17 protein-coding genes are annotated in these 21,150 nt (G+C 35.9%); 5 read left to right on the plus strand and 12 right to left on the minus strand.

The window, feature by feature from the left end:
- Window positions 1–16 precede the first annotated feature (16 nt).
- Entirely contained in the window at window positions 17–1,579 is a 1,563-nt protein-coding gene (locus R3E32_24920) for an alpha-L-arabinofuranosidase C-terminal domain-containing protein (protein ID MEZ4887995.1), read from the minus strand.
- A 257-nt stretch (window positions 1,580–1,836) separates the two neighbouring features.
- On the opposite strand from R3E32_24920, the gene R3E32_24925 reads away from it, so the two are divergent.
- Both R3E32_24925 and R3E32_24930 read left to right on the plus strand, forming a co-directional pair.
- A complete protein-coding gene (locus R3E32_24925) occupies window positions 1,837–3,288 on the plus strand; it encodes a VWA domain-containing protein (GenBank protein ID MEZ4887996.1) in 1,452 nt (483 codons plus the stop codon).
- 329 nt (window positions 3,289–3,617) lie between these two features.
- Complete coding sequence (locus tag R3E32_24930; protein ID MEZ4887997.1) at window positions 3,618–3,743, plus strand: hypothetical protein; 126 nt, start codon at window positions 3,618–3,620, stop codon at window positions 3,741–3,743.
- Window positions 3,744–3,859: 116 nt separating this feature from the next.
- On the opposite strand, the gene R3E32_24935 is transcribed toward R3E32_24930, so the two are convergent.
- Window positions 3,860–4,480 (minus strand): hypothetical protein, encoded by a 621-nt coding sequence (locus R3E32_24935; protein MEZ4887998.1) that lies wholly within the window; start codon window positions 4,478–4,480, stop codon window positions 3,860–3,862.
- 51 nt (window positions 4,481–4,531) lie between these two features.
- Complete coding sequence (locus R3E32_24940; GenBank protein MEZ4887999.1) at window positions 4,532–5,092, minus strand: sigma-70 family RNA polymerase sigma factor; 561 nt, start codon at window positions 5,090–5,092, stop codon at window positions 4,532–4,534.
- A 216-nt stretch (window positions 5,093–5,308) separates the two neighbouring features.
- Here R3E32_24940 and R3E32_24945 point away from each other — a divergent pair, with 216 nt between their 5' ends.
- From R3E32_24945 to R3E32_24955, 3 genes are all read left to right on the plus strand, one after another.
- Window positions 5,309–5,587: a hypothetical protein gene (locus R3E32_24945; protein ID MEZ4888000.1), complete on the plus strand. Its 279-nt coding sequence runs from the start codon at window positions 5,309–5,311 to the stop codon at window positions 5,585–5,587.
- 129 nt (window positions 5,588–5,716) lie between these two features.
- The gene (locus R3E32_24950) at window positions 5,717–7,702 is read left to right on the plus strand and encodes a glycosyltransferase (protein MEZ4888001.1); all 1,986 of its coding nucleotides are present in this window, start codon (window positions 5,717–5,719) and stop codon (window positions 7,700–7,702) included.
- A gap of 138 nt (window positions 7,703–7,840) precedes the next feature.
- Entirely contained in the window at window positions 7,841–8,959 is a 1,119-nt protein-coding gene (locus R3E32_24955; protein MEZ4888002.1) for a tetratricopeptide repeat protein, read from the plus strand.
- Window positions 8,960–9,031: 72 nt separating this feature from the next.
- Here R3E32_24955 and R3E32_24960 read toward each other — a convergent pair whose 3' ends face one another.
- From R3E32_24960 to R3E32_25000, 9 genes are all read right to left on the minus strand, one after another.
- A complete protein-coding gene (locus tag R3E32_24960) occupies window positions 9,032–10,327 on the minus strand; it encodes an HlyD family efflux transporter periplasmic adaptor subunit (GenBank protein ID MEZ4888003.1) in 1,296 nt (431 codons plus the stop codon).
- Between the two features lie 83 nt (window positions 10,328–10,410).
- Window positions 10,411–11,040, minus strand: coding sequence for a Uma2 family endonuclease (locus tag R3E32_24965; protein MEZ4888004.1), 630 nt, complete (start codon window positions 11,038–11,040; stop codon window positions 10,411–10,413).
- Window positions 11,041–11,257: 217 nt separating this feature from the next.
- Window positions 11,258–13,582: a peptidase domain-containing ABC transporter gene (locus R3E32_24970; GenBank protein ID MEZ4888005.1), complete on the minus strand. Its 2,325-nt coding sequence runs from the start codon at window positions 13,580–13,582 to the stop codon at window positions 11,258–11,260.
- 145 nt (window positions 13,583–13,727) lie between these two features.
- Entirely contained in the window at window positions 13,728–14,072 is a 345-nt protein-coding gene (locus R3E32_24975; protein ID MEZ4888006.1) for an SPASM domain-containing protein, read from the minus strand.
- A 190-nt stretch (window positions 14,073–14,262) separates the two neighbouring features.
- Window positions 14,263–16,422 carry a S41 family peptidase gene (locus R3E32_24980; GenBank protein MEZ4888007.1) on the minus strand — a complete coding sequence of 720 codons (2,160 nt, stop codon included), beginning with the start codon at window positions 16,420–16,422 and terminating at the stop codon, window positions 14,263–14,265.
- Between the two features lie 459 nt (window positions 16,423–16,881).
- Window positions 16,882–18,027: a hypothetical protein gene (locus tag R3E32_24985; GenBank protein MEZ4888008.1), complete on the minus strand. Its 1,146-nt coding sequence runs from the start codon at window positions 18,025–18,027 to the stop codon at window positions 16,882–16,884.
- On the minus strand, window positions 18,012–18,218 hold the full coding sequence (locus R3E32_24990) for a hypothetical protein (protein ID MEZ4888009.1): 207 nt from the start codon (window positions 18,216–18,218) through the stop codon (window positions 18,012–18,014). The genes R3E32_24985 and R3E32_24990 overlap by 16 nt, the downstream gene beginning before the upstream one ends.
- Before the next feature lie 770 nt (window positions 18,219–18,988).
- On the minus strand, window positions 18,989–19,858 hold the full coding sequence (locus tag R3E32_24995; GenBank protein ID MEZ4888010.1) for a hypothetical protein: 870 nt from the start codon (window positions 19,856–19,858) through the stop codon (window positions 18,989–18,991).
- A complete protein-coding gene (locus R3E32_25000) occupies window positions 19,851–21,053 on the minus strand; it encodes a cupin domain-containing protein (GenBank protein MEZ4888011.1) in 1,203 nt (400 codons plus the stop codon). The genes R3E32_24995 and R3E32_25000 overlap by 8 nt, the downstream gene beginning before the upstream one ends.
- Window positions 21,054–21,150 lie beyond the last annotated feature (97 nt).

Here is a 21,150-nt window from a genome sequence, read left to right on the forward strand (position 1 = left end):
GGTTTAAAATTTATTATTATTTTTCCTCCAACTCAATCATTACAATGGATTTAGAAGGCATTTTTATCTGCAATTCTCCTTTTTTGAAGGAATAATCCATGAAGTCTTGGATGATGATGGTTTCTTTTTTTCCGAAATCGTTGAGATCGTTCATTTTAGAAGCTGTGATGTATTTACCTTTCAAGGCTTTCATTGAAGTTGCTCCTTCAAAACTACAATTGATAACTTGGCCATTGTTGGGATCTAAGTTGGTAATCGTGACATGAATTTTACCGTTTGCATCTTTTGAGCAGGAAGTATGCACTGCTTCAATTTTTTTGTCATTGAAGGTATATGAGGCAGATTTTTTTTGGTGTGGAATGAGGGTTGCATCGTGGTGTACTTTGTACATTTTGAAGACATAATAAGTTGGAGTTAAAACCATTTCGTTTCCTTTGGTCAAAATTACACTTTGCAGCACATTGACTGCCTGAGCAATGTTTGCCATTTTGACTCTTTCACAGTGATTGTTGAACATATCAAGGTTCACCGAAGCTACAAGTGCATCCCGCAAGGTGTTTTGCTGGTACAAAAAAGCGGGATTGCTACCAGGTGCAGAATCGTGCCAATTGCCCCATTCATCGACAATCAAACCTTTGGTTTTTTCGGGATCGTATTTGTCCATGATGGCCGTATGTTTTTGGATATGTTCCTCCATTAAAAGGGTTTTGGTCATGGTAGAAAACCAATCGGCTTCACCAAACTCTACTGCATCACCCTTTTTTGCCCAAGTTTTATTCAGTGTATAGTAGTGGAGAGAAAGCCCATCAAATGATTTTCTTCCTTTTTCGTCTTTCATCAGTGTTTCAGTCCAATCGTAATAATCGCCATATCCGCCGCCAGCAATTTTGTATAACTTTTGGTCGCCATAATCTTTTAGATAACTCGAATACCGTCGGAGGTTGTCAGTGTAGTATTGTGCAGTCATATTTCCGCCACATCCCCAATTCTCATTGCCAACTCCCCAATATTTGATTTTGAAGGGTTCTTTTCTCCCATTTTGCTCCCGTAGTTTGGTCATTGGGCTAATGTTGTTGGAGTTGATATATTCTACCCATTGCGCCATTTCCTGAACTGTTCCGCTTCCCAAATTTCCGCAAATAATTGGTTCGCAGTCTAATAATTCACAAAGTTCAAAAAACTCATGTGTGCCGAAACTATTGTCTTCTGTCACATTTCCCCAGTGGACATTCACCATTGTTGGGCGGTCTTCTCGTGGGCCAATACCATCTTTCCAATGGTATGTGTCTGCAAAGCAACCTCCTGGCCAACGCAAACTTGGTATGGATAACTCTTTCAATGCTTCGATTATATCTGTTCGGATGCGTCCTTGATTCGGAATTTTCGAGTCTTCTTCTACCCAAAAACCATCGTAAATACACCGCCCTAAGTGTTCGGCGAAGTGGCCGTAGATGTGTTTGCTGATTTGGTGTTCAGCCGAGTCGAGGTGATAGATGACGGTGCTTGTATTGGTTTGGGCGACACCTAATTGACTGATTAACAAAAGTGTGAGGATAGAAAGTAAGTAGTGTTTTTGCATTCTTTTGAAGGTTTAAGAGTGATGAAGTAGGTTGTAGGGTGGACTCTTGGTCTTTACCTTGCCTTAAAGTTATTTACTTTTATGGCATCTTCCAATTTCAATTCTTTAAAAATGGCTTGTATTTGTTTTCTGCAAAAATATTCAGTCTGTGCAATTGAAGAACATTTCTCCAAATTATTTCATTAAATTATCGTACTTTATAGGATTCCTAACTTAGATGTAGTTTAACCTTTTTATTATAACAAAAAATTTAAGTCATGGTACAAAAATTTGTATTTACTCTTTTCATTGTTTTTTTTCAGCTATCTCTACAAGCAACAACTTTCAACAACTCAATCATTGAAGGACAAGAAGGCGAAACACCTATCATTTTTATCGTAGATGGAAGTGGATCCATGTGGGGAAAGGTTCAGGACGAATTTAAGATTGTGATTGCCCGAACTGTGATGAAAGAATTAGTGGGAAATATATCGAGTGAAAGACCATTGGGACTTGTGGTGTATGGACATCGAAGGAAAAGCGATTGTGCAGATGTGGAATACATGGTCAAACCAACTGCTGGTAGTCAGGCAAGTATTACCAATACGCTTGATAAAATCAACCCGACAGGAAAAACTCCTTTGGCAGTTTCGGTGAAAATGGTGATTGATGATTTGATGGCCACCAAAACAAAAGCAACGATTATTTTAGTCACAGATGGCATAGAAACCTGCGAGGGGAATCTTTGTGAATTGGTGGCAGAAGCGCAGAAGAATGGCATTGAATTTAAAATGCATATTGTTGGTTTTGACTTAGAACCTGAAGCAAAAGCGAATTTGGAATGTGCTGCTGCTGCTGGACAAGGACAGTATTTTGATGCGACCAACAGCGAGGAACTCAGCAATGCCTTGAATACAGCTGTTGAAGAAAATGTGGACAATGATGCTTACAATCTTACTGTTCGAGGGGTACAGGATGGTAAATTGGTGGATACATGGGTTCAGGTATTTAGAGAAGGGGAAGACGCGTCTGTTGGAGGTGGACGTACGTATGATTCTGAAAATTCAAATCCTACTAAAATCTTGTTGGAGCCTGGTAAATACCGAATCAAGGCTACACTGATCAAGGCGCGTGGAGTGGTTATTGAAATACCAGATATTGTCATTCCTGAAGAAGGTATTGTAGAGAAAGAAGTGGATTTTTCTACGGGTAAAATTTCGATTGGCATTACCAATAATGGAGATTTGTGGGATTCTACCGTAAAAGTGGTGAATGTAGTGACAGGCGAAAATGTAGCAGGTGGGCGCAGTTATACAAGTCCAAACAGTAATCCAGCTGTGTATGAAATACCTCCCGGCACTTATGATGTCACCGTCAGAGGAATAAGTATAGAGGGTATGGACCACACCCATAAAATAGAAAATGTGGTGGTGAAACCTTCTGAAACTTCAAAGGTAGCACATGATTACCAAACAGGGGTGTTCTTCATCAAGGTGATGCACAATGGAGAGTTGTTGGATGCAACAACCAATGTTATTCACCTCGAAAGTCGCACAAGTGTTGGAGGTTCTCGGACTTATACTTCGGAAAGCAGCAATCCTCGAAAATTCATTTTGAACCCCGGAAAATACCAAGTAAAAGTTCGACCTGTAAAGATAAAAGCGGATTACCAAACTCTTGATTTTACGATTGAAGCTGGGCAGACCGTCAATAAGACCATGACTTTTTAGTTGGGATAATTTTTTTGCAATTTGTAGAATCTATATTCTTATGGGTTTTTGATGCGAAAATCAATACGAATATAGATCCTAAATAAAATGATGAATCACAATTAATGTATTTCTCAACTGTGTTTCGCTCAGAAAATTAACATCTATACTATTTAATGTGTTTGTCTTTGCTTCGAAGGGCAGTGATTGGTGTAACGAACTTGCATAGAAAATATGCCATAACAGATGCTTTTTTAGTAAATTGTTGTAATAAAAACTTGACTATGCAAAATAATAGTAGTAAATTGCATTACCATTAAGTTTTTACTAACCATAAATTTTGAAACCAGATGAAAACACAAAAGAAAATTAGTATCAATGATTTTAAAAGTGCTGTCATTACCAAACAGCAATCTGCAACAGTAAAAGGAGGTTATGAAACACAATTAGCCCTTATTATTATTGTAGACTTGTAATCTGAGTCCTTATTTTACAATAGCCTCCATATATGTATTTATATGGAGGCTATTCTTTTTTAGGTAATTTGAGGCATTAAGGCATTAAGGCATTAAGGCATTAAGGCATTAAGGCATTAAGGCATTAGGTGTTTTTGTACAAAAAACGACCGCAGAATCATCCCATGTTGTTTAGAACGAAGCTTCCAATAATAACGACCTGGCCTAAGTTCTTTTAAATCAATAGTAAAAGTAAGAGTATTCGCTGAAATATTTTGTTGCAAAACCTCATCTTCCTCATTATTTTCGATAGTCAACTTCAATACATCATCAACAGGACTTTCCAACTCAAAAGTGAGTTGCCCCAAACAATCTACTTCATTTTCGGGCTTAACAACCTTCAATCCTCCTATGCTTCGAGTACCGACCAACTCATTTGCAATTCTTTTTTCATAGATGCTAACGGGTTGAAACATAAGCAAAAGATCATCCAAAGTATAGGTTTCGTCCTGACTTGTTTTTTCTTCAAAACCGCTTTTGTCCAAAGTGTATTTTTGTTCCCAAGATGCAACTTTGGCTTCAAAATCAAATGCACCTGCCGCTACAATTCCTTCAATCAAAAATTGGTAATCAGCGACCTCTTGCGCCAAAATGGAGTTTTGTTCTATATTTGTTTTCATAGCAATCATTTCATTGGGAGGCAATTCACCCCGCAGGTATTTTTGAATACGGTCAATGTGTTGTTCTTGTGGTGTCATATTGTTATTAAGTTTTTTAGTAGTGCTGAACTTCAATAAGGGTGAATGAATCTAAGATTTTGCCATCATTTCTCTCAACTGTTTCAAACAAACACTTTTGCGCTTGCTGACCACCCTTTCATCTTTGTAGCCCATCGTCGTAGCGATTGCTTCAACAGAATAACTTTTGAAGAAAAAGAGGTGTAAAACGGTTTTACAAGGGTCGCCAATGCGCTGCAAAAGCGCAGCAACAACTTTTTTTTGATGGTCTTTTTTATATGTTTCATCAATATTGTAATCCATTTCCTGAACAGCTGCACCTTCTTCAATATCAGTTGTTTGCTGGTGTTTGTCACGAAATCGTTCTCGAAACACATTTTTGGCGATGGCAAACAAATAGGTTTTTAGACTACTTTTCATTTCAGTGATTTTGCTATCCTTGATGTTGTAATACAAGATGATAAATGCCTTTTGATAGACTTCCGCCGAGGTATCATCCGAACAGTTGTAACGGCGACCTGCCCAAATAATAAATTCACTTCTGTACTGTGCATACAGTTTTTCAAGCAACTGTTCGTTGCCTTGCTTGATGTCTTCCAACAATTTCATTCGCTCTTGATAACTGTTTTCCATTTTCATTCATTCAATTAATGTGTAGGTTAGTAGGAATGTTACCGCCTCGAATATAAGAAATAAATCAAAATGGATAGGAAAAAGGAAGCAAAATGTGCTTTGCAGAGATAATTGTCGCTTTGGGTGAATTTGGTTATTTTTGTAGTAAATCATTGCTAAACGTGTCATACTGGAAATATCTTGTGAATTTCACAATAGCAATAGTATATTTTTATTATGACGAAACCTCTCATTTTCCTTGCCTTCGCAGATTACCACACTACTGACGACCACCTTCGAGAATTGGGCGCAGAACAAGACGGAATAGTGGCGGCATTGCAGGAAGCGAAAGCGGCGGGATTGTGTGAGGTGATTACTTTGGCGGATACAACGGTGAGTAAGATACAAGCTGTTTTTAATGATAGCCAACAACTGATTTCCATTTTTCACTTTACAGGACACGCAAACAGGTATGAGTTGTTGTTGAAAGAAGAAAACATTCATGCAGAATATTGATTTATTCATTTCCTTGAAGGAAAACGGGTTACTTTTTCACATTTTGTCTTTCCTATATTCAAGTGAAAAATGCTGAAACGAATTGCTTAAATTTGTTCCAATTAATCATACATTTCACCAATCTGTTTCATGAAACTCTCCATCATCATCGTTAGCTACAATGTTGCCTATTTTTTGGAACAGGCATTGCTATCTGTGCGAGCAGCGATTGAAGGAAAGTCGTGGGAGGCAGAGGTTTTTGTGGTGGACAATCACTCCAAAGACAACTCCGTAGAACTCGTCCGAAACCAATTTCCCGAAGTACATCTAATTGCGAATCAAAAAAATACGGGCTTTTCGATGGCCAACAATCAAGCGATTCGATTGGCGAAAGGTGAATACATATTGTTGTTGAATCCTGATACCGTGGTGGCGGAAGATACCTTTGAGCAGGTGATTGAATTTATGGATGCTCATGCAGATGCGGGTGGTTTGGGGGTAAAAATGATTGACGGGAAAGGAGAATTTTTGCCCGAATCGAAGCGAGGCTTGCCGAGTCCGAGTGTTGCGTTCTGCAAAATGTTTGGTCTGTCCAAACTGTTTTCCAAATCCCAAACCTTCAATTGGTACTATTTGGGGCATTTGGACCCAACCGAAACACAAGAAGTGGAGGTATTGGCGGGGGCGTTTATGTTGATGCGGAAAACGGTGTTGGACGAGGTGGGTTTGTTGGACGAGACGTTTTTTATGTATGGCGAAGACATTGATTTGTCGTGGCGCATATTGCAGGCGGGCTATAAGAACTACTTTTTTCCATATACACAAATCATTCATTACAAAGGAGAAAGCACCAAGAAAGGCAGCCTCAATTATGTGCGGGTGTTTTACAATGCCATGATTATTTTTGCCCAAAAACATTTCAAATCTCAAAAGGCATGGCTATATATTGCAGGTATCAAAGTGGCGATTTATCTACATGCTGCTTTGACTTTGCTTCAAAATTTTTTGGGACGTGCCATCGTACCGATTGCAGATGCAGTGGTGATGTATGGAGGAATGTATTGGGTGAAGTATTTTTGGCAAACAAGGATACATTTGAATCCTTATCCATTGGAATATATGCTGGTGAATGTGCCGATTTATATTGTTATTTGGTTGGCAGCGATTTTTTTCAGTGGAGGTTATGACAAACCTACGCAGCCTTCAAAGATTGTGCGGGGTGTGTTGGTGGGCAGTGTTTTGATTGCAGCTTTGTATGGATTTTTGCCTGAAGAAATGCGTTTTTCGAGGGGGATGATTTTGTTGGGAACGGCTTGGGCGGCTTTTACGACGGTTGGTTGGCGCTTGGCGGTTCATTTTTTGCGAAAGGGTGATTTTCGTTTGGGCGAAACCGTCGAAAAACGGGCGGTTATTGTGGGAGATTTTGAAGAAGCCAAACGGGTGAAGGCAATTTTGCAGCAAGTGGGTGCAGCTATTGAAGTGATGGGCTATGTGGGTATTGAAGGGAAAAGGAGAGGAGATGAGGCACAAATTGAAGAAAAATTACCTTTTTTATCTTCTATTGATGCATTGAAGGAAATGGTGCAAATTTATGGCATTGAAGAAATTATCTTTTGCAGCAAAAGCATTTCAGCCAAACAAATCATGCTATGGATGGTGGATTTTGGACAAGAAAAAGACTTCAAAATTGTACCTTCTAATAGCAATAGCATCATCGGCAGCAATTCAAAAAATACGGCGGGTGACTTATACACAGTGGATGCTTCGCTACTTATGCACCAAAACCGCTACCGCCGCAACAAGCGAATGTTGGATATTTTGTTGTGTATCATTGTTTTGGTAGGTTTTCCTGTGTTTTTGTTTTTGGTGGAAAACCGCAAAGGGCTGTGGATAAACTGGTGGAGGGTGTTGATAAATCGCCTTTCTTGGGTGGCTTATGCACCTGTGTTGGTGCATAAAAGCCAAAAACGCCTTCCAAAAATCAAAAATGGTGTGCTGAATCCTACCGATTTGTTACCAGCATATTCCTACAATGAAGCTACTCGAAACCGCCTGAATTGGTTGTACGCCAGGGATTACCATACAAGTATGGATTGGAAGATTTTTTGGAAGGGGATACGAAAATTAGGGAACTAAGAGTTGAGATGCCAGAATTTTCAAAACTTCTGTTATCTACACAGTTGATGCTACTTATAAATTTTGCAGTTTAGATAAAATAATTTATATTGCAGACAATGTGCATAATAAATTTTTAAGCCTTATAAATACTCCTTTATGAAAAACTTTTGCTTATTTGTTGTTTTATTTTCCACCTCTTCTTTCATTTTTGCCCAGAGTGCTGCTGACAAAGAAAAAGCACGAGAATTGGGTATGGAGGCCATCAAAATCATGGATGAAGGTCAAATTGAAAAGTCCATTGAGATGTTGGAAAAATGTCTTGAGTTGGATCCTGAAAACAGTGCTTACCTCTACGAAATTGGCTATGCCCACGCCATACAAAAGGACTATAAGGGAGCAATAAAAATTGGGAAACAACTCATCAAAGCCAAAGATAGAGTTGGTCAATACTTTCAGTTTCTCGGCAACAATTATGATTACAACGGACAACCGAAAAAGGCCATCGAAACCTACGAAGAAGGATTGAAGATTTTTCCCAAAAGCGGGATGCTGCATGTTGAAATGGGTATGATGCAACTACTTCAAAACGATTATGATGCAGCATTGACATATTGGGAACGAGGCATTGCAGTTGATCCTTCGTATGCCCCTAACTACTACCGAACGGCTCAAATATATGCCAAAACCCCAGAACGGCTTTGGGCGGTGATGTATGGCGAATTGTTCCGAAATTTAGAGCCTATTTCTGACCGTTCTTTTAGCTTTAGTGAAGATTTGTTCAATGCTTATGATGAATCTATTAACATTACCTCAGATACTTCTATGTCTGTCAGTTTTGTCCAGAAAATCAATATGACTGTTGAAAGTTTGATGGGCAGTGTAGAAAACATGAAACTTCCTTTTCCCTTGACATACGGTGCTATTATGTCTGTTAGTGTGGGATTGCCGTCGCTTACCGACAGTATTGAAAGTGATACTACTGGGCTGACTATCAAAAAATTGAATCAATATCGAACTAGTTTTATCAACAATTGGTACGAAAAAGAACACCACAAAGACTACACGAACATCCTGTTTACTTGGCACAAAAAACTGATGGACGAGGGTTATTTTGAACCCTACAATTATTGGTTATTCGCAATGGGTGCTCCCGAAGAGTTCAAGACTTATTTTGAAGCGAATGAGGCTGCATTTGATGAATTTTTCAAATGGTTTGATGAAAATGCCATAGTTATCAGTGAGGATTATATGTTTCATCGGGTGCAGTATGAATAAGATTAGAGAGCTGAGATTACAGAAGTTTTTGGAACTTCTGTAATCTGTAGAGATAAACTTATGGAAATGAATCTACTGCGTCAATTCAATAAACTGCTCCAAAATCCGCTCCATCACCGTAGCGTCTTTGGTGATGATTTCGGCAGTTCCTGTCATATCTTGTTTAAAAACAAGTGTATCATTGAAGGTGGTAATCAATCCTTTTGACAATTCGATTTCGGTGCGGTACATATTGTCACGAGGAATGGGGTCAATGGTAGCAATTTTGCCCTTCAATAGACCAAACTTACTGTGTGGGTAGCCATCGAGTTTGATGTTCACATCTTGGTCGGTTTCGACTTTGCCCAATCCCATGGCTTCCAAATGCACCAAAGCGAAAATTTTGCCTGCATTTTTGGGAACGATGGTGAGGATTTCTTCTCCTGATTGAACCGTTTTTTGTTCCTTTGAAGTAGGTGGTACAGAGGCTTTTCCACTCACGGGGGCTTTCACGATAAAGGTGACTTCCCATGCTTCAAGCTCACCTTTTAGGCTATTGAGTGTGGTGGTGATATTGGATTCCAATTGCAGTTTGCGGAGGTCGCTATCAGAAGAATAAGTGACGATTTGGGTTTCGAGCGAAGCGATTTGGGAATTGTATTGCTGTTGCTGCATTTTGATGTTTTCTGCCATTCGCTTTTGTTGTAGCCAACGACTGCGCTCTGCTTCTGCTTCCATTTTCGAGACATCACCGCTGTCTGCCAGCGTTTCATAGCGATCCATGTTTTTTTTGATAAGCGCAATGTCCTCTTGAATCAATTGGTATTGACGATTCATATCATCTCGAAGTTTTTTGTAATTTTCAATTTCTTCTTCAATCGCTTCTTTCCTTTTCTTATTGGTTTTGAGCTGCGCCCAATCTTGGTAGTCACTGATGCCCTTCAACAATTGAGAATACGTAGTTTGCAGATTTCCTAACCCTTTGATGGATGGTTTTGAAGCAGTACTGAAAGCTGTTACCTTGAGTTTTTCCCAAGCATTGACCTGTTTTTGCAGCTTCAAAAAAGCCTCATAAGTCGTGGGATTGTCTATCACCGCTAAGACCTCGTCTTTCTGTACTTCGTCGCCATCTTCAATCTTTAGGTTGGTCAATTTGCCATTGGTGCGGGCAATGACGGCAGTAGGTGGGGATTGAGTGGTCAAAGCTGCTCGACCATACACAATGTCAGGGTATTGGACATAAGCTGCCATACCAAATAACATCGCTACTACCACAAAAATGACGGTGATGCCCCATCGAATGATCCATCGTGGGATGTAGCTCAATATGGCTTGTACTTCGTCGCTGCGAATTTGTATGCGGTTCAGTTCTTGTGCTTCTGTACTCACTTTTTTTTGTTAATGTTTTGGGGTGTTGATGTTTTGATGTGTTGGTGTTTTGGGGTGTTAATGTACTATAGCCATGCAACAATTCAACCATTAAACAACTCCCCTTGAATCCCTTGCCCTTCTGGAAAATCCACATATTCGTAAATATCTGCCAAAGCTATTTCACAATCAATGGACTCCAAATAAATTTTTTCCTCCAATCCATAAGCAAATCGCATCGTCCAATCCTTTCGCCCTGTTCCTTGTTCGGTTTTGCGGTGATAGGCATGAACCACAGGTTGGTCTTGTTCGATTAATACATATTCCACAAAAGAAGGCAGCGAAATGTACTTTTTGAATTTCTTTCCTCTATCGTAAGATGCAGTGCTTTCTGATAAAACTTCTATAATCAACAAAGGGTTTTTGATTGCATCTTTGCCTTTCATCTCCAATTCTCCACAAATCACCATTGCATCGGGATAGACAAACGAATTGTATTTTTCGATGTGTATTTTTAGTTCACTTCCCGAAACTCTACATTTGCTTCCTTTTGCTTTCAAAGCATTGCGTAGGGCAGAAACGGTACTGCTTCCTATAAAAGCGTGATTAGGCGTTCCTCCTGACATGGCAAAAATTTGTCCATTCTCATATTCGTGCTTTGCTTCTGATTTTTCTTCAAAAGCCAAATATTCTTCAATGCTTATGTATTGTTCCTTTAATTTTACTGCTGACATATTTTTTGTGTTTTAGGGGTTAACATTGAACTGAATGTGATGGTTTTAAGAAAACTTTGCCAACAATTTCCAATTTTGGCAACAGTTGAGGTATAGATTCCTACGCCCCCCCCAATTCCTGTTCCCATCCTCCGTTCAACTGTTGACAAGGTTTTGCAACCGTTGTCAAAGTTTCACTCCATACAAGAAAAATTCCTCCGAAACCCCAATTCCTGTTTCAATTTCCCAACTCCAACTGATTCTTTACCAGCGTATAATAATTTCCCCGTTTCGCCACCAGTTCCTCATGCGTTCCCAACTCCACCAATTCACCCGCCTCCAAAACCACAATTTGGTCGGCATTCTGTACGGTACTCAATCGGTGTGCCACAATCACCACCGTTCTGCCCTTGTAAAACTCCTCCAAATTCTCCATGATGATGCGCTCATTTTTCGCATCCAAAGCACTTGTCGCCTCATCGAAGAAAATGTAGTCGGGATTTTTGTAAATCGCTCGGGCAATCAAAATGCGCTGTTTTTGACCGCCACTCAAACCTACTCCTTCTTGTCCAATTTTGGTATTGTAGCCCAAAGGCAAACCTTCAATAAACTGCTGGATATTAGCCGCTTTTACAGCCTTCAATAACTTGCGTTTGTCAATGATTTCGTCACTTACTGCAATGTTGCGGGCGATGCTGTCCGAAAAGATGAAACCATCTTGCATCACCGCCCCACATTTGTCCCGCCACACACGGTTTTCGATGTTGTTCAAACCAATGTCGCCCAATCGAATTTTTCCTTTGGTCGTGTCGTAAAACTTCAACAATAATTTAACCAAAGTCGTTTTGCCGCTGCCGCTTGTGCCGACAATTGCAGTGATTTTCTTTTCGGGAATTTGCAGGTTGATGTCCTTCAAAACCATTTCGGATTGAGGTCCACCGTATTGAAAGGATAGGTTTTCGAGGTTCAAATCGCCTTTTTCGGGAAGAATCGTAATGCCTTTGTTTTCGTCGTCTTCTTCGTCTTTTTGGTTGTGAATTTCGCCCAAACGCTCCAAACTGATTTTGGCATCTTGACCCAACTGCAAAAACTGAATCAATTGGGCAATCGGTGCATTCAACTGACCAATGATGTACGAAACTGCCATCATCATCCCCAAGGTCATGTCTCCTGCAATAACGGCTGCGGCTGCAATGAAGGTAATCAGAATATTCTTGACCTCATTGAAGACCAAAGCCCCAATCTGTTGGTACTGCTCCAACTTCAAACTGCTTACATTCACCTGAAACAAAGCCGCTTGTATTTTTTCCCACTCCCATCGTTTTTGCTTTTCGTAGTTGTTCAATTTGATTTCCTGCATTCCCGTCACCAACTGAATTAAGCTGCTTTGATTGGCTGCCAATTGGTCGAAACGCTTGAAATCCAACTCCCGTCTTTTTTTCAAAAAGAAGGCTACCCAAGCAATGTGCAAAATGCTGCCGCCCAAGAATACGGCAAAAATGACCCAGTTGTAAATCGCCAAAACGACTCCAAAGACAATCAGGTTAATCATCGAAAAAAGTGTGTTGAGGGAAGAATTGGTCAGAAAATTTTCGATGCGCTTGTGGTCATTGATGCGCTGCAAAAGGTCGCCAATCATTTTGGTATCGAAAAAACCTATCGGGAGTTTCATCAGCTTAATCAAGAAGTCCGAAATCAGCGAAATGTTGATGCGGGTGCTGATGTGCAGCAATATCCATGAGCGAATGAACTCAACGGCTGTCCGTCCTCCAAAAAGCATCAATTGGGCTATGAGGATGAGATAGACAAAGTTGATGTCTTGATTGTTGATACCGATGTCGACAACTGCCTGTGTCAAAAACGGGAATACCAATTGCAGCAAACTCCCCAACAAAAGCCCCAAAACCAATTGCAGAATATAGGCTTTGTATTTGCCGAGATAGCGAAATAGGAAGCCAAAACTCTGTTTGTCAATTTTTTCGTCATCTGCCTTGAAAAATTCGGGTGTTGTGTCCAACAACATCAATATCCCTGCATCGGAAGAAGTGTTGTCAAAATTGTAGTTGCTGAAAAAATGGTCGAGGTGTTTTCCCAATTTTTCTTTGTTCATTGGGAATTTGATGCCTTTTTGGTCGAAGTACTCTTGGAGTGTGGGTAAAAGTTCTTGAGCATTTGCGCTGTCTTTGGTCGAAATCCAACCCTTCAAAAATTCTTCTTTGCTATATTGAACCAGCCCAAAAGCGGGGTCGGCTACATAAACGGTGTCGCCCTTGATTTTATAAACGACCACAAAGTGCAACTGCTTCCAGTGAGCAATGCAAGGAAGTGGTACTTCTTCCTTCAATTGTTTGAAGCTCAATCGAACGGCTAAGGTCTGCAATCCAATATTTTCGGCTGCATCGCTGATGCCCATCAAGGACACCCCTTCCCTATCTATGTGGCTTTTTTCTCGCAGTGTTTGCAGTGAATAGTGTTTGCCGTAGTATTTGGCTATCATCCGTAGGCAGGTTGGACCGCAGTCCATTGCATCGAGTTGTTTGTAGAATGGGAATTTTTGGGGCATTTTTTAGATTGATAGTTGCTGTATTCAAGCCTTACTGTTCAATTTTGATACCAAAGTTTTTTGGGGGGATTTGGTGGTAGGATAAAGGTAGGGAATTTTTGGGATATAAACAGAAAACGGAAGTTTTGGAAACTTCCGTTTTCTCTTACATAACAGTTGCTTCTTTAGGCATATCTGCCCAAGTTGCAGTATAAGGGTCATAAGGGCAGGCTATCTTGTGGTACCATTCTTGTTTTTCTTCGTCCCAAAGTGGTTCTCTGGAATCTACACACATATAGCGAAATTCACAATCTCGGCAAATTCGGGTATCGTCTTTTCGGACAAACCAAAGGTCTTTGAATCCTGGTTTGTCGATGGCTTCTTGTAGAGTAGTATTTTTGATATTGCCAAAGGAACGGTCTAAGGATGGGCAGTTTTTGATGTTTCCTTCGGTGTCGATGCTGATTTTTCGATTGAAGTAGGTAGTGCCTGAACGGAAACTCTCAATCATTTGACTATCAAAACATAACTAATTGTTTAAACAAGCGAACTTTTTGCCTATATTTCACGAAGATTCTATATTCTTGTAATAACTTGTTCCTAATTCATTAGGAATTTATTGGTATTCTTGAAAATCCAAAAAAGTTCAAATGATTTTTTGCATCCAATAGTTTGATTGTGAACTCCTTGCAAGATTCCGTTCAGACACTAATAAATTCAATAGCTGCCATCAAATATTCGTCTTCCCCTCTCAATACTCCTTCAATACTTCGCTCTATATATAAATCAGGTTGAATACCAATTCTATAGTAAGAATCCCCTTCCAAATCTGTTACTTTCATTCCAGTGAAATAAACTTGGATAGAATTAATTAAATCAATGCAATTAACATTGCCATTAGTTCCCGCAGTATTAGTACCTATTATTGTTCCCAATTTATAGTGTTTGACAATACCTAATACAGACTCAGCAGCACTAATAGCTCTGCTATTTGATAAAAACACTATTTTATTTTTAAAAGTTGGAGCACAGGGCAATAGTTTCCATCCTGACTTTTCAAATTGCACATTTTGAAAATTAGGGTTACTGATGCAAGGAATATGCATCCAATCCACAGTATCCTTTTTATGTAATAAGTGCCTTAATAGTTTTGAAAAGTTGTCTTTAGGATACCCTCTTAAATCAAAAACGACACCTCTAGCATTAACCAAATCATCAATTTTTTTGGTAATATCTTCCATATAGACTTTTGTCAAATTGACATAATAAATATTATTTTCTAAGAGTGCAATTGAATCATAATTCCATTCTGTAAGGTGAACTCCCTCCATTACACTCATACTTCTATAAGTGGTAATATTTATTTGGCGGTTTTCACGCTCTATAAGCACTTTTACAAGACTATCTTTTTCCCCCATACTAAAGTTATACTTCAAAAATTCATTTATCCTCCTTTCTTTTCTTCCAAAGGTATAGTTTCTATAATTATTCTCTACATATATATTAATGTCTTCTTCTTCCATTTTTAATATCTTATCTCCTTTTTTAAAAGGGCTATTATCTTTTGAAGCCAATACTATTACATCTTCCTCTATTTTTCCAACTTGAATAGGTAATTTCTTACCTATTTTAGGTTTATTAGGGTAAACGACATAACTATGACCATCCTCTAAAACACCAATAAAAGATCTTAATAAAAAATAAAATTCATCACTGTTATACTTTTTTCCTAATAATATATTTATATATTTTTTTAAGTGTTTGTTCCACTTGTTCATGACCTCCCGATAAGGAAAAAAATGTTGCAAAATATTCCATAGAATGATGATACTTGCGATTTGATTTATTTCGTTTTCTATTGTCTTTGAGATTTCTACTCTATCTATTTTAGTTTTGAATTTTTTGAATTCTATTTCATTTTCCAGTTCATTATTTTCTACTAATAAAGGGAATGTAATTGCCAACTCATCAGTAAGTTTAGAAGTGAAATGCCTATTAGATATTAAGGTATTCTCAAATAACTGCAAATAATTATTGAATTCAATGAGGAAGACATTTGAATCTTTTGGCGTTGTCCTAAATCCATATGTATAGCTATTATAATCACCTGAAAGCAGCCAAACGGCAGGAGAATTGCCGCTTTCCATTTCTTTAAAATCTGTACTTACCCGTGTGACTTCTTCCCAAACATTACTTTTATCTTGCAAATAATAAAGATTAATGTTTTCAATAACAATACTTACAGCTCCTCTAATACTAATTTCAAAAAATAGATGAGGATAATACTCTTTTAAGTAAATTTTAGATTCTATATTTGTTAGTGTTTGACTATTTTCTTTATTTAAAACTATATTTTTTTTATGAAGCTCTTTTTTGTTTATTCCTTGATATATATAGCAATTAACATTCAGCATTCCCTCTTGAATATCGATGTTCATTATTTTTAATGAAATCTTAATTCTTTTTGCCTTCTCAATATTTCGAAAAGGATAACTCAAGTTCAAAGAAAAATCATTCGGATTCAAATTTTCTATCAATAGACTCCTATACAATTCTTTACGAATGCATGATTGTACACCTTTATGTTGCCAGTATATAGGTGTTAAACTATTTATTTTTTTTGTGTTGGAATATTTAGATAAATGTTCATTTTTTTTAATTAACATAAGCGGAGCTACAGGAGAGAAAAACTCCAAAATTGACTTTATCAAAGCATCAGTATCATTGACTTCAGAATATTTATCTAAAGCATAAATGAGAATTTTGTGCCAACATACATCTTGTACTTTCGAAGAAGGATAAAAATATTTTACATACCCATATATTTTAGATATAATGAATATATTTGAATTTAATTTCAATTTTAAATTAAAATTTTAGTGATTAAGACCCGAGGTTAAATTTCTTTAGCTATGTGTTTTGATAAGGATTTTAGAAATAACAACTATCAATCACTGATTCCATTTCGTGACTTATAAGTTGTTCCTTTCTTCCCTTAATAGTTTCCATTTTTTTATATCTTCATTTGACATAAAACTATGAATTTTTAAATTTGATTTTTTGCTTTAGCATGATAATTTATTTTAAATAATGTATAAAAAACACGAGGTTAAAAAAATAACCTCGTGTTTCTATAAAGGGTTAGAGTATCCTTCAAACACTATTTCAAAATCAACTTCTTCATTATTGAGTACAATTTTTATTTTTAAAATATTATCTTCCTTGTTTATTCGCAAATAATTAACATTTATGAAGTTAAGCCAATCAATTACTTCATTTGTAGTTTGGTCATAACTTGAACTAAGTATAATAATCATAATTTATTTATCACAATTTTTTACTTCAATATAAAAGTTATTCTCAGTTAGATACTGTAAAATATCTTTGGGCGGACTATTGTCAGCTTTCATTTTTGCCCAATAAAAACCAAAATCAAACTGGAGCGAATTACCACTCACATATTGATAATAAACCTTTTTTTTATATGATTCGTAACTTTCCATTAGGAAATATTCTCGATTAAAATCAATCCTATCTTTTTCTTGAGAAGAACAAGTTCGCTCATATAAAATATTATCCCACTCTTGTAAAACTTGAGTTCCAAATGCTCTCTCATCAAAAAATTCATATATTGCTGCAGCTTCCCTATTTCTAATTTTACCATCTAATATATACTGTCTCAAATCTTTATTCATTTCAAAATCTCCATCTTGGTATTGATGTAATAAAAGAACATGAGTCATAGAGGTACTAATTATAGTATCATTTATAATTTCCAATCCTATTAGGTGCTCACTTGGAAATCCTTTTTGTTGTATCAATTCGTTAAATTCATTTTTAACAACTTCATTTACATAGTGAATACTGTCTATGTGAAGTGCTCGATTAGGTTTGCAGTATTGTTGCTGATCTCTCTTAACCAAATTAATTACTTGCTCTCGTAATTCTAAGTTTATTTTTTGTTCAAAAATATGTTTGTTTCTATTATAATTCGACTTAAATTGTTGCCACCCTTTGCTATTTTTTCGTAAAGTATCAAATACTTTTTGATTGAAAAAGTTAATATTGCAGCCCTTCTGAACTAATTTATCCATGTATTTATAGGATAAATCAATACTATTGGTATGGATTGCACAAATAGCAGCATTATAGTAGTCAATTGCAAAAGGGGTTTCAACAGACTTAAATGCTTCTTTATAATTACTAAGAGATGATTCATATTTTTTTAATAATATTTCATTTTCTGCTATGTGAATAAAGTTATAATAAGTAGAATAGTTTCTTATAGGCATTCTATCACAAGCTGTTTCACTAAAAAAAATAATCAATAATAAGTTAAACTTATTATTGGTTATTTTTTTTGAAATGTTTCTAATTAATAAGTTCGTATATATAAGCAAAAAAACAAGTTTGCTGATTGAGTTTTTATAAAGCGATTTAGTTTTCATACTTAAACCTGTTCCCAATTAGTTTTTTCATAGTCTTCCTCATACGTAGCTGTACCATCATCTCTCCCCCAAGTAAACCATATAGCTGTATCTTGATCTCTTGCAATGCAAGTGAAACCTCCACCAGTGCATTCGCCTCCAACAATTTTTGTTAATTTAATTTTTTCTATCTCAAAATCTTGAAACTTTTTTAATGTTAAAGATTCCATAAAACATAATTTTAAAAGGTTAAAAAATTGTTCAAAAAAATATTAGCAATCATTCTTTTGAACTCGCTTCAAATATAACAAAAATTTATCAAAAAAAACACTGTGTATCAGCTACTTAAAAAAACAGCGTTTTTATCAAAAAATGACAAAATCATTACAAATATACTCCAAAATCATATCAATTACCCCAAAAACCTCCAATTAACAAAAACCTACAATTGCAGTAACAACCGATTATTCAATGTTGTAACACTAAATAGTATTGTTATTAAATTATTTAGTTTTTTGCTTAAAAAATGAATTTCAGCTAAAAGGTATGTGTTTTTTGATAAAAGGAAGGGGGCTGTTTGGGAATCTATGGTTTAGTGTTGGAGAGAATGTATTGAGGAGCTTATTTGAAGTCCAATCGAAGGGCTAAGGTTTGCAGCGAATAGTGATTGCCGTAGTATTTGGCAATCATTCGCAGTCCATTGCATGGAGTTGTTTATAGAATGGGAATTTTTGGGGCATTTTTTAGATTGCTGTGTTCAAGGCTGAGTACTCAATTTTGATACCAAAATTTTGGATGATTTGGTGGTAGGATAAAGGCAGGGAATTTTTGGGATATAAACAGAAAACGGAAGTTTCCAAAACTTCCGTTTTTTAAGTGCCATGTAAGGAATTTGTTTGGGATTCTTTGGGAACATCTGCCCTTTTATTTAACTATTTCATAACTCAAATCGTGCAAGTATTTTAATGAAAAAATGCGAATAATCTGTATTCTTGGAGATTTAAATTAGCACAACTGGAGGGTGAGCATGTTTTCTTCTCATATAAGACTTTTGTTTGTAAATTTGAGATGTTGAAATATTTGGATAATATGTTTCAACTAATTTAAGAGTATTAATTTTTAAATCGACTATATTATTCCATATTTCAACAGGTGAAAATGTATAGATATTTTTATACAGGGCTATTGTGTTTTCAGGTTTAATATCCATTCTTTCAATAGTCTTATTCATATTCTTAAATAAAGGAAAGTATATGTGATTTATTCCTGTTAAAACTAAAAAAATCAATTTTTGATAACCTGCAATCAAATTGTAAAAAATTGCCCAATCTTCTCTATAAATAAAGAGTCTTCCATCTGCACGAAAAAAGTTTTTTATGTGCGTGCTTATTATTAATTCGGCAAGTTTAGCTGGATATTGATTTATTTTTTGCTTCCATTCACTATTAATTTCATACCCATATAAAGGAATTGAATTTTTAAGTACATTCAAGTAATTCATTTTCTCAAGATTTATATCATAACTGTACAAAACATCATCAATTATTTTATTTATTTCGCCTATGTATATATGGTATATGTCTATTTGAAAATCATTGAGATAAACACTGTCCTCAATTTGTATGAAGCTATTTTTTTTGTAGCGTCTATCAAAGCTAACAACATTGAATGTTTTATTTATAAGAATTATATCCTGTTCTTCAATTTGTTTTTTCCATACAAAACAGATTTCTAAATCAGAGTATTCATCGGCATAGCCCCTACAAACAGAACCTCCTATAAAAACAGTACTAATACAGTCTAATGTATCTATTCTTTTAAATAAATATTTAGCAAGTTCAATTCGCCAGTAATTTTGGTCTTTATTCATAAGAAATTGTTAAAAAACCTTCTTCTATAAGTTTTTTTGTAAATAATATTTTACTTTCTATATCTATGTTGTTTGGCAAGTCTCTTATTTTGAATTTTTCATTTTTTGCAACATATGCAATTGCTTCATTCATGAAAATAGGTAAAGTAACTTTTTTATCATAAAAAATCAAATGTGATTGACTATCTTTTTCTATTCTAAAAATTATTTCCTTTCTTCGTTGTATAACTGAATTTTCACAAACTTGTTCAAGTTTTTCAAAATCTAACAACCGATTTAAATCACTTGTCATTCTTTTTTGTATGGTATACTTATCAATATAATCGACTACAAATTCTTTCATTTTTGAACTATCTATAACTTTATCAAACTTATTTTTGAGTTCATTTAGTATATAATCACTTTGATATGTTTTATTATAAATAGGTAAAGCTTCTCGAAAGTCAGTAAATTCTGTGATACTATTAGCAATATAAGCTAATAAATTATGCCACTTTTGAGGAAACATTCCAAATGTAATGTGTAACGATGTAGTGTCTGTCGTTACTGCTTTATGGACTAGCCCTCTTGGTATATACAATAAATCCCCCTCTTCTATAGTTTTATGAAATGTTGGCTTCATATTATCCCAATCTATCTGGCAATGTGGAGTTGAAAAAAATGTCTGATTTTTTGTAGGTAAAAATTCTGGACTTTCATATAAATACCATTCTTTTTTTCCGTGTATTTGTAATATTAGTACGTCATGAGCGTCATAATGTGCTGCAAAACCTTGGGATAACTTTGGGGTCAAGTATAAGTTTGCTTGAAATTCACATAATATTTGTGAATGTAATTCTAAGGATAAACGTCTAAGTGATTCTATATGTCTTTGAAAAGACTGTAGAACTATAGTTGAACCATCCTTATATAATTTATATAACTTATCATTATCTAATAATTCTGTAAAACATGAATCCCCATAAGGAATATCTTTCAAATACTTATATTTATCTATTTTTAAACCATTTTTTACAACCCTTATACTAGGATATCTAATATCTTTCTTTGATAGGTATTCATCTATATCTTTTAATGTTAAAATATTATCATAATAGCTTTTATCATTACGCTTTATGTAAAGATGTTTTTTTTGATAAAATTCATTAAAAAAAGATTTTTTATCTATTGAGCCAAGTAAATATTCTATATTCATTATTTGTATGTTTTATATATAATTACAATATTTTCATATTTTTAATAAAGAAAAATACGTTGAATATTTTTTTGTATAAAAAATGCTCGATTATAAT

It is taken from the genome of Chitinophagales bacterium, assembly GCA_041392475.1.
Taxonomy (GTDB): Bacteria; Bacteroidota; Bacteroidia; order Chitinophagales; family UBA2359; genus JAUHXA01.

Coding starts and splice junctions, on each gene's coding strand:
- R3E32_24920 (MEZ4887995.1), bottom strand. CDS start 1,579: ATGCAAAAACACTACTTACTTTCTATCCTCACACTTTTGTTAATCAGT.
- R3E32_24925 (MEZ4887996.1), top strand. CDS start 1,837: ATGGTACAAAAATTTGTATTTACTCTTTTCATTGTTTTTTTTCAGCTA.
- R3E32_24930 (MEZ4887997.1), top strand. CDS start 3,618: ATGAAAACACAAAAGAAAATTAGTATCAATGATTTTAAAAGTGCTGTC.
- R3E32_24935 (MEZ4887998.1), bottom strand. CDS start 4,480: ATGACACCACAAGAACAACACATTGACCGTATTCAAAAATACCTGCGG.
- R3E32_24940 (MEZ4887999.1), bottom strand. CDS start 5,092: ATGGAAAACAGTTATCAAGAGCGAATGAAATTGTTGGAAGACATCAAG.
- R3E32_24945 (MEZ4888000.1), top strand. CDS start 5,309: ATGACGAAACCTCTCATTTTCCTTGCCTTCGCAGATTACCACACTACT.
- R3E32_24950 (MEZ4888001.1), top strand. CDS start 5,717: ATGAAACTCTCCATCATCATCGTTAGCTACAATGTTGCCTATTTTTTG.
- R3E32_24955 (MEZ4888002.1), top strand. CDS start 7,841: ATGAAAAACTTTTGCTTATTTGTTGTTTTATTTTCCACCTCTTCTTTC.
- R3E32_24965 (MEZ4888004.1), bottom strand. CDS start 11,040: ATGTCAGCAGTAAAATTAAAGGAACAATACATAAGCATTGAAGAATAT.
- R3E32_24970 (MEZ4888005.1), bottom strand. CDS start 13,582: ATGCCCCAAAAATTCCCATTCTACAAACAACTCGATGCAATGGACTGC.
- R3E32_24975 (MEZ4888006.1), bottom strand. CDS start 14,072: ATGATTGAGAGTTTCCGTTCAGGCACTACCTACTTCAATCGAAAAATC.
- R3E32_24990 (MEZ4888009.1), bottom strand. CDS start 18,218: ATGGAATCTTTAACATTAAAAAAGTTTCAAGATTTTGAGATAGAAAAA.
- R3E32_24995 (MEZ4888010.1), bottom strand. CDS start 19,858: ATGAATAAAGACCAAAATTACTGGCGAATTGAACTTGCTAAATATTTA.
- R3E32_25000 (MEZ4888011.1), bottom strand. CDS start 21,053: ATGAATATAGAATATTTACTTGGCTCAATAGATAAAAAATCTTTTTTT.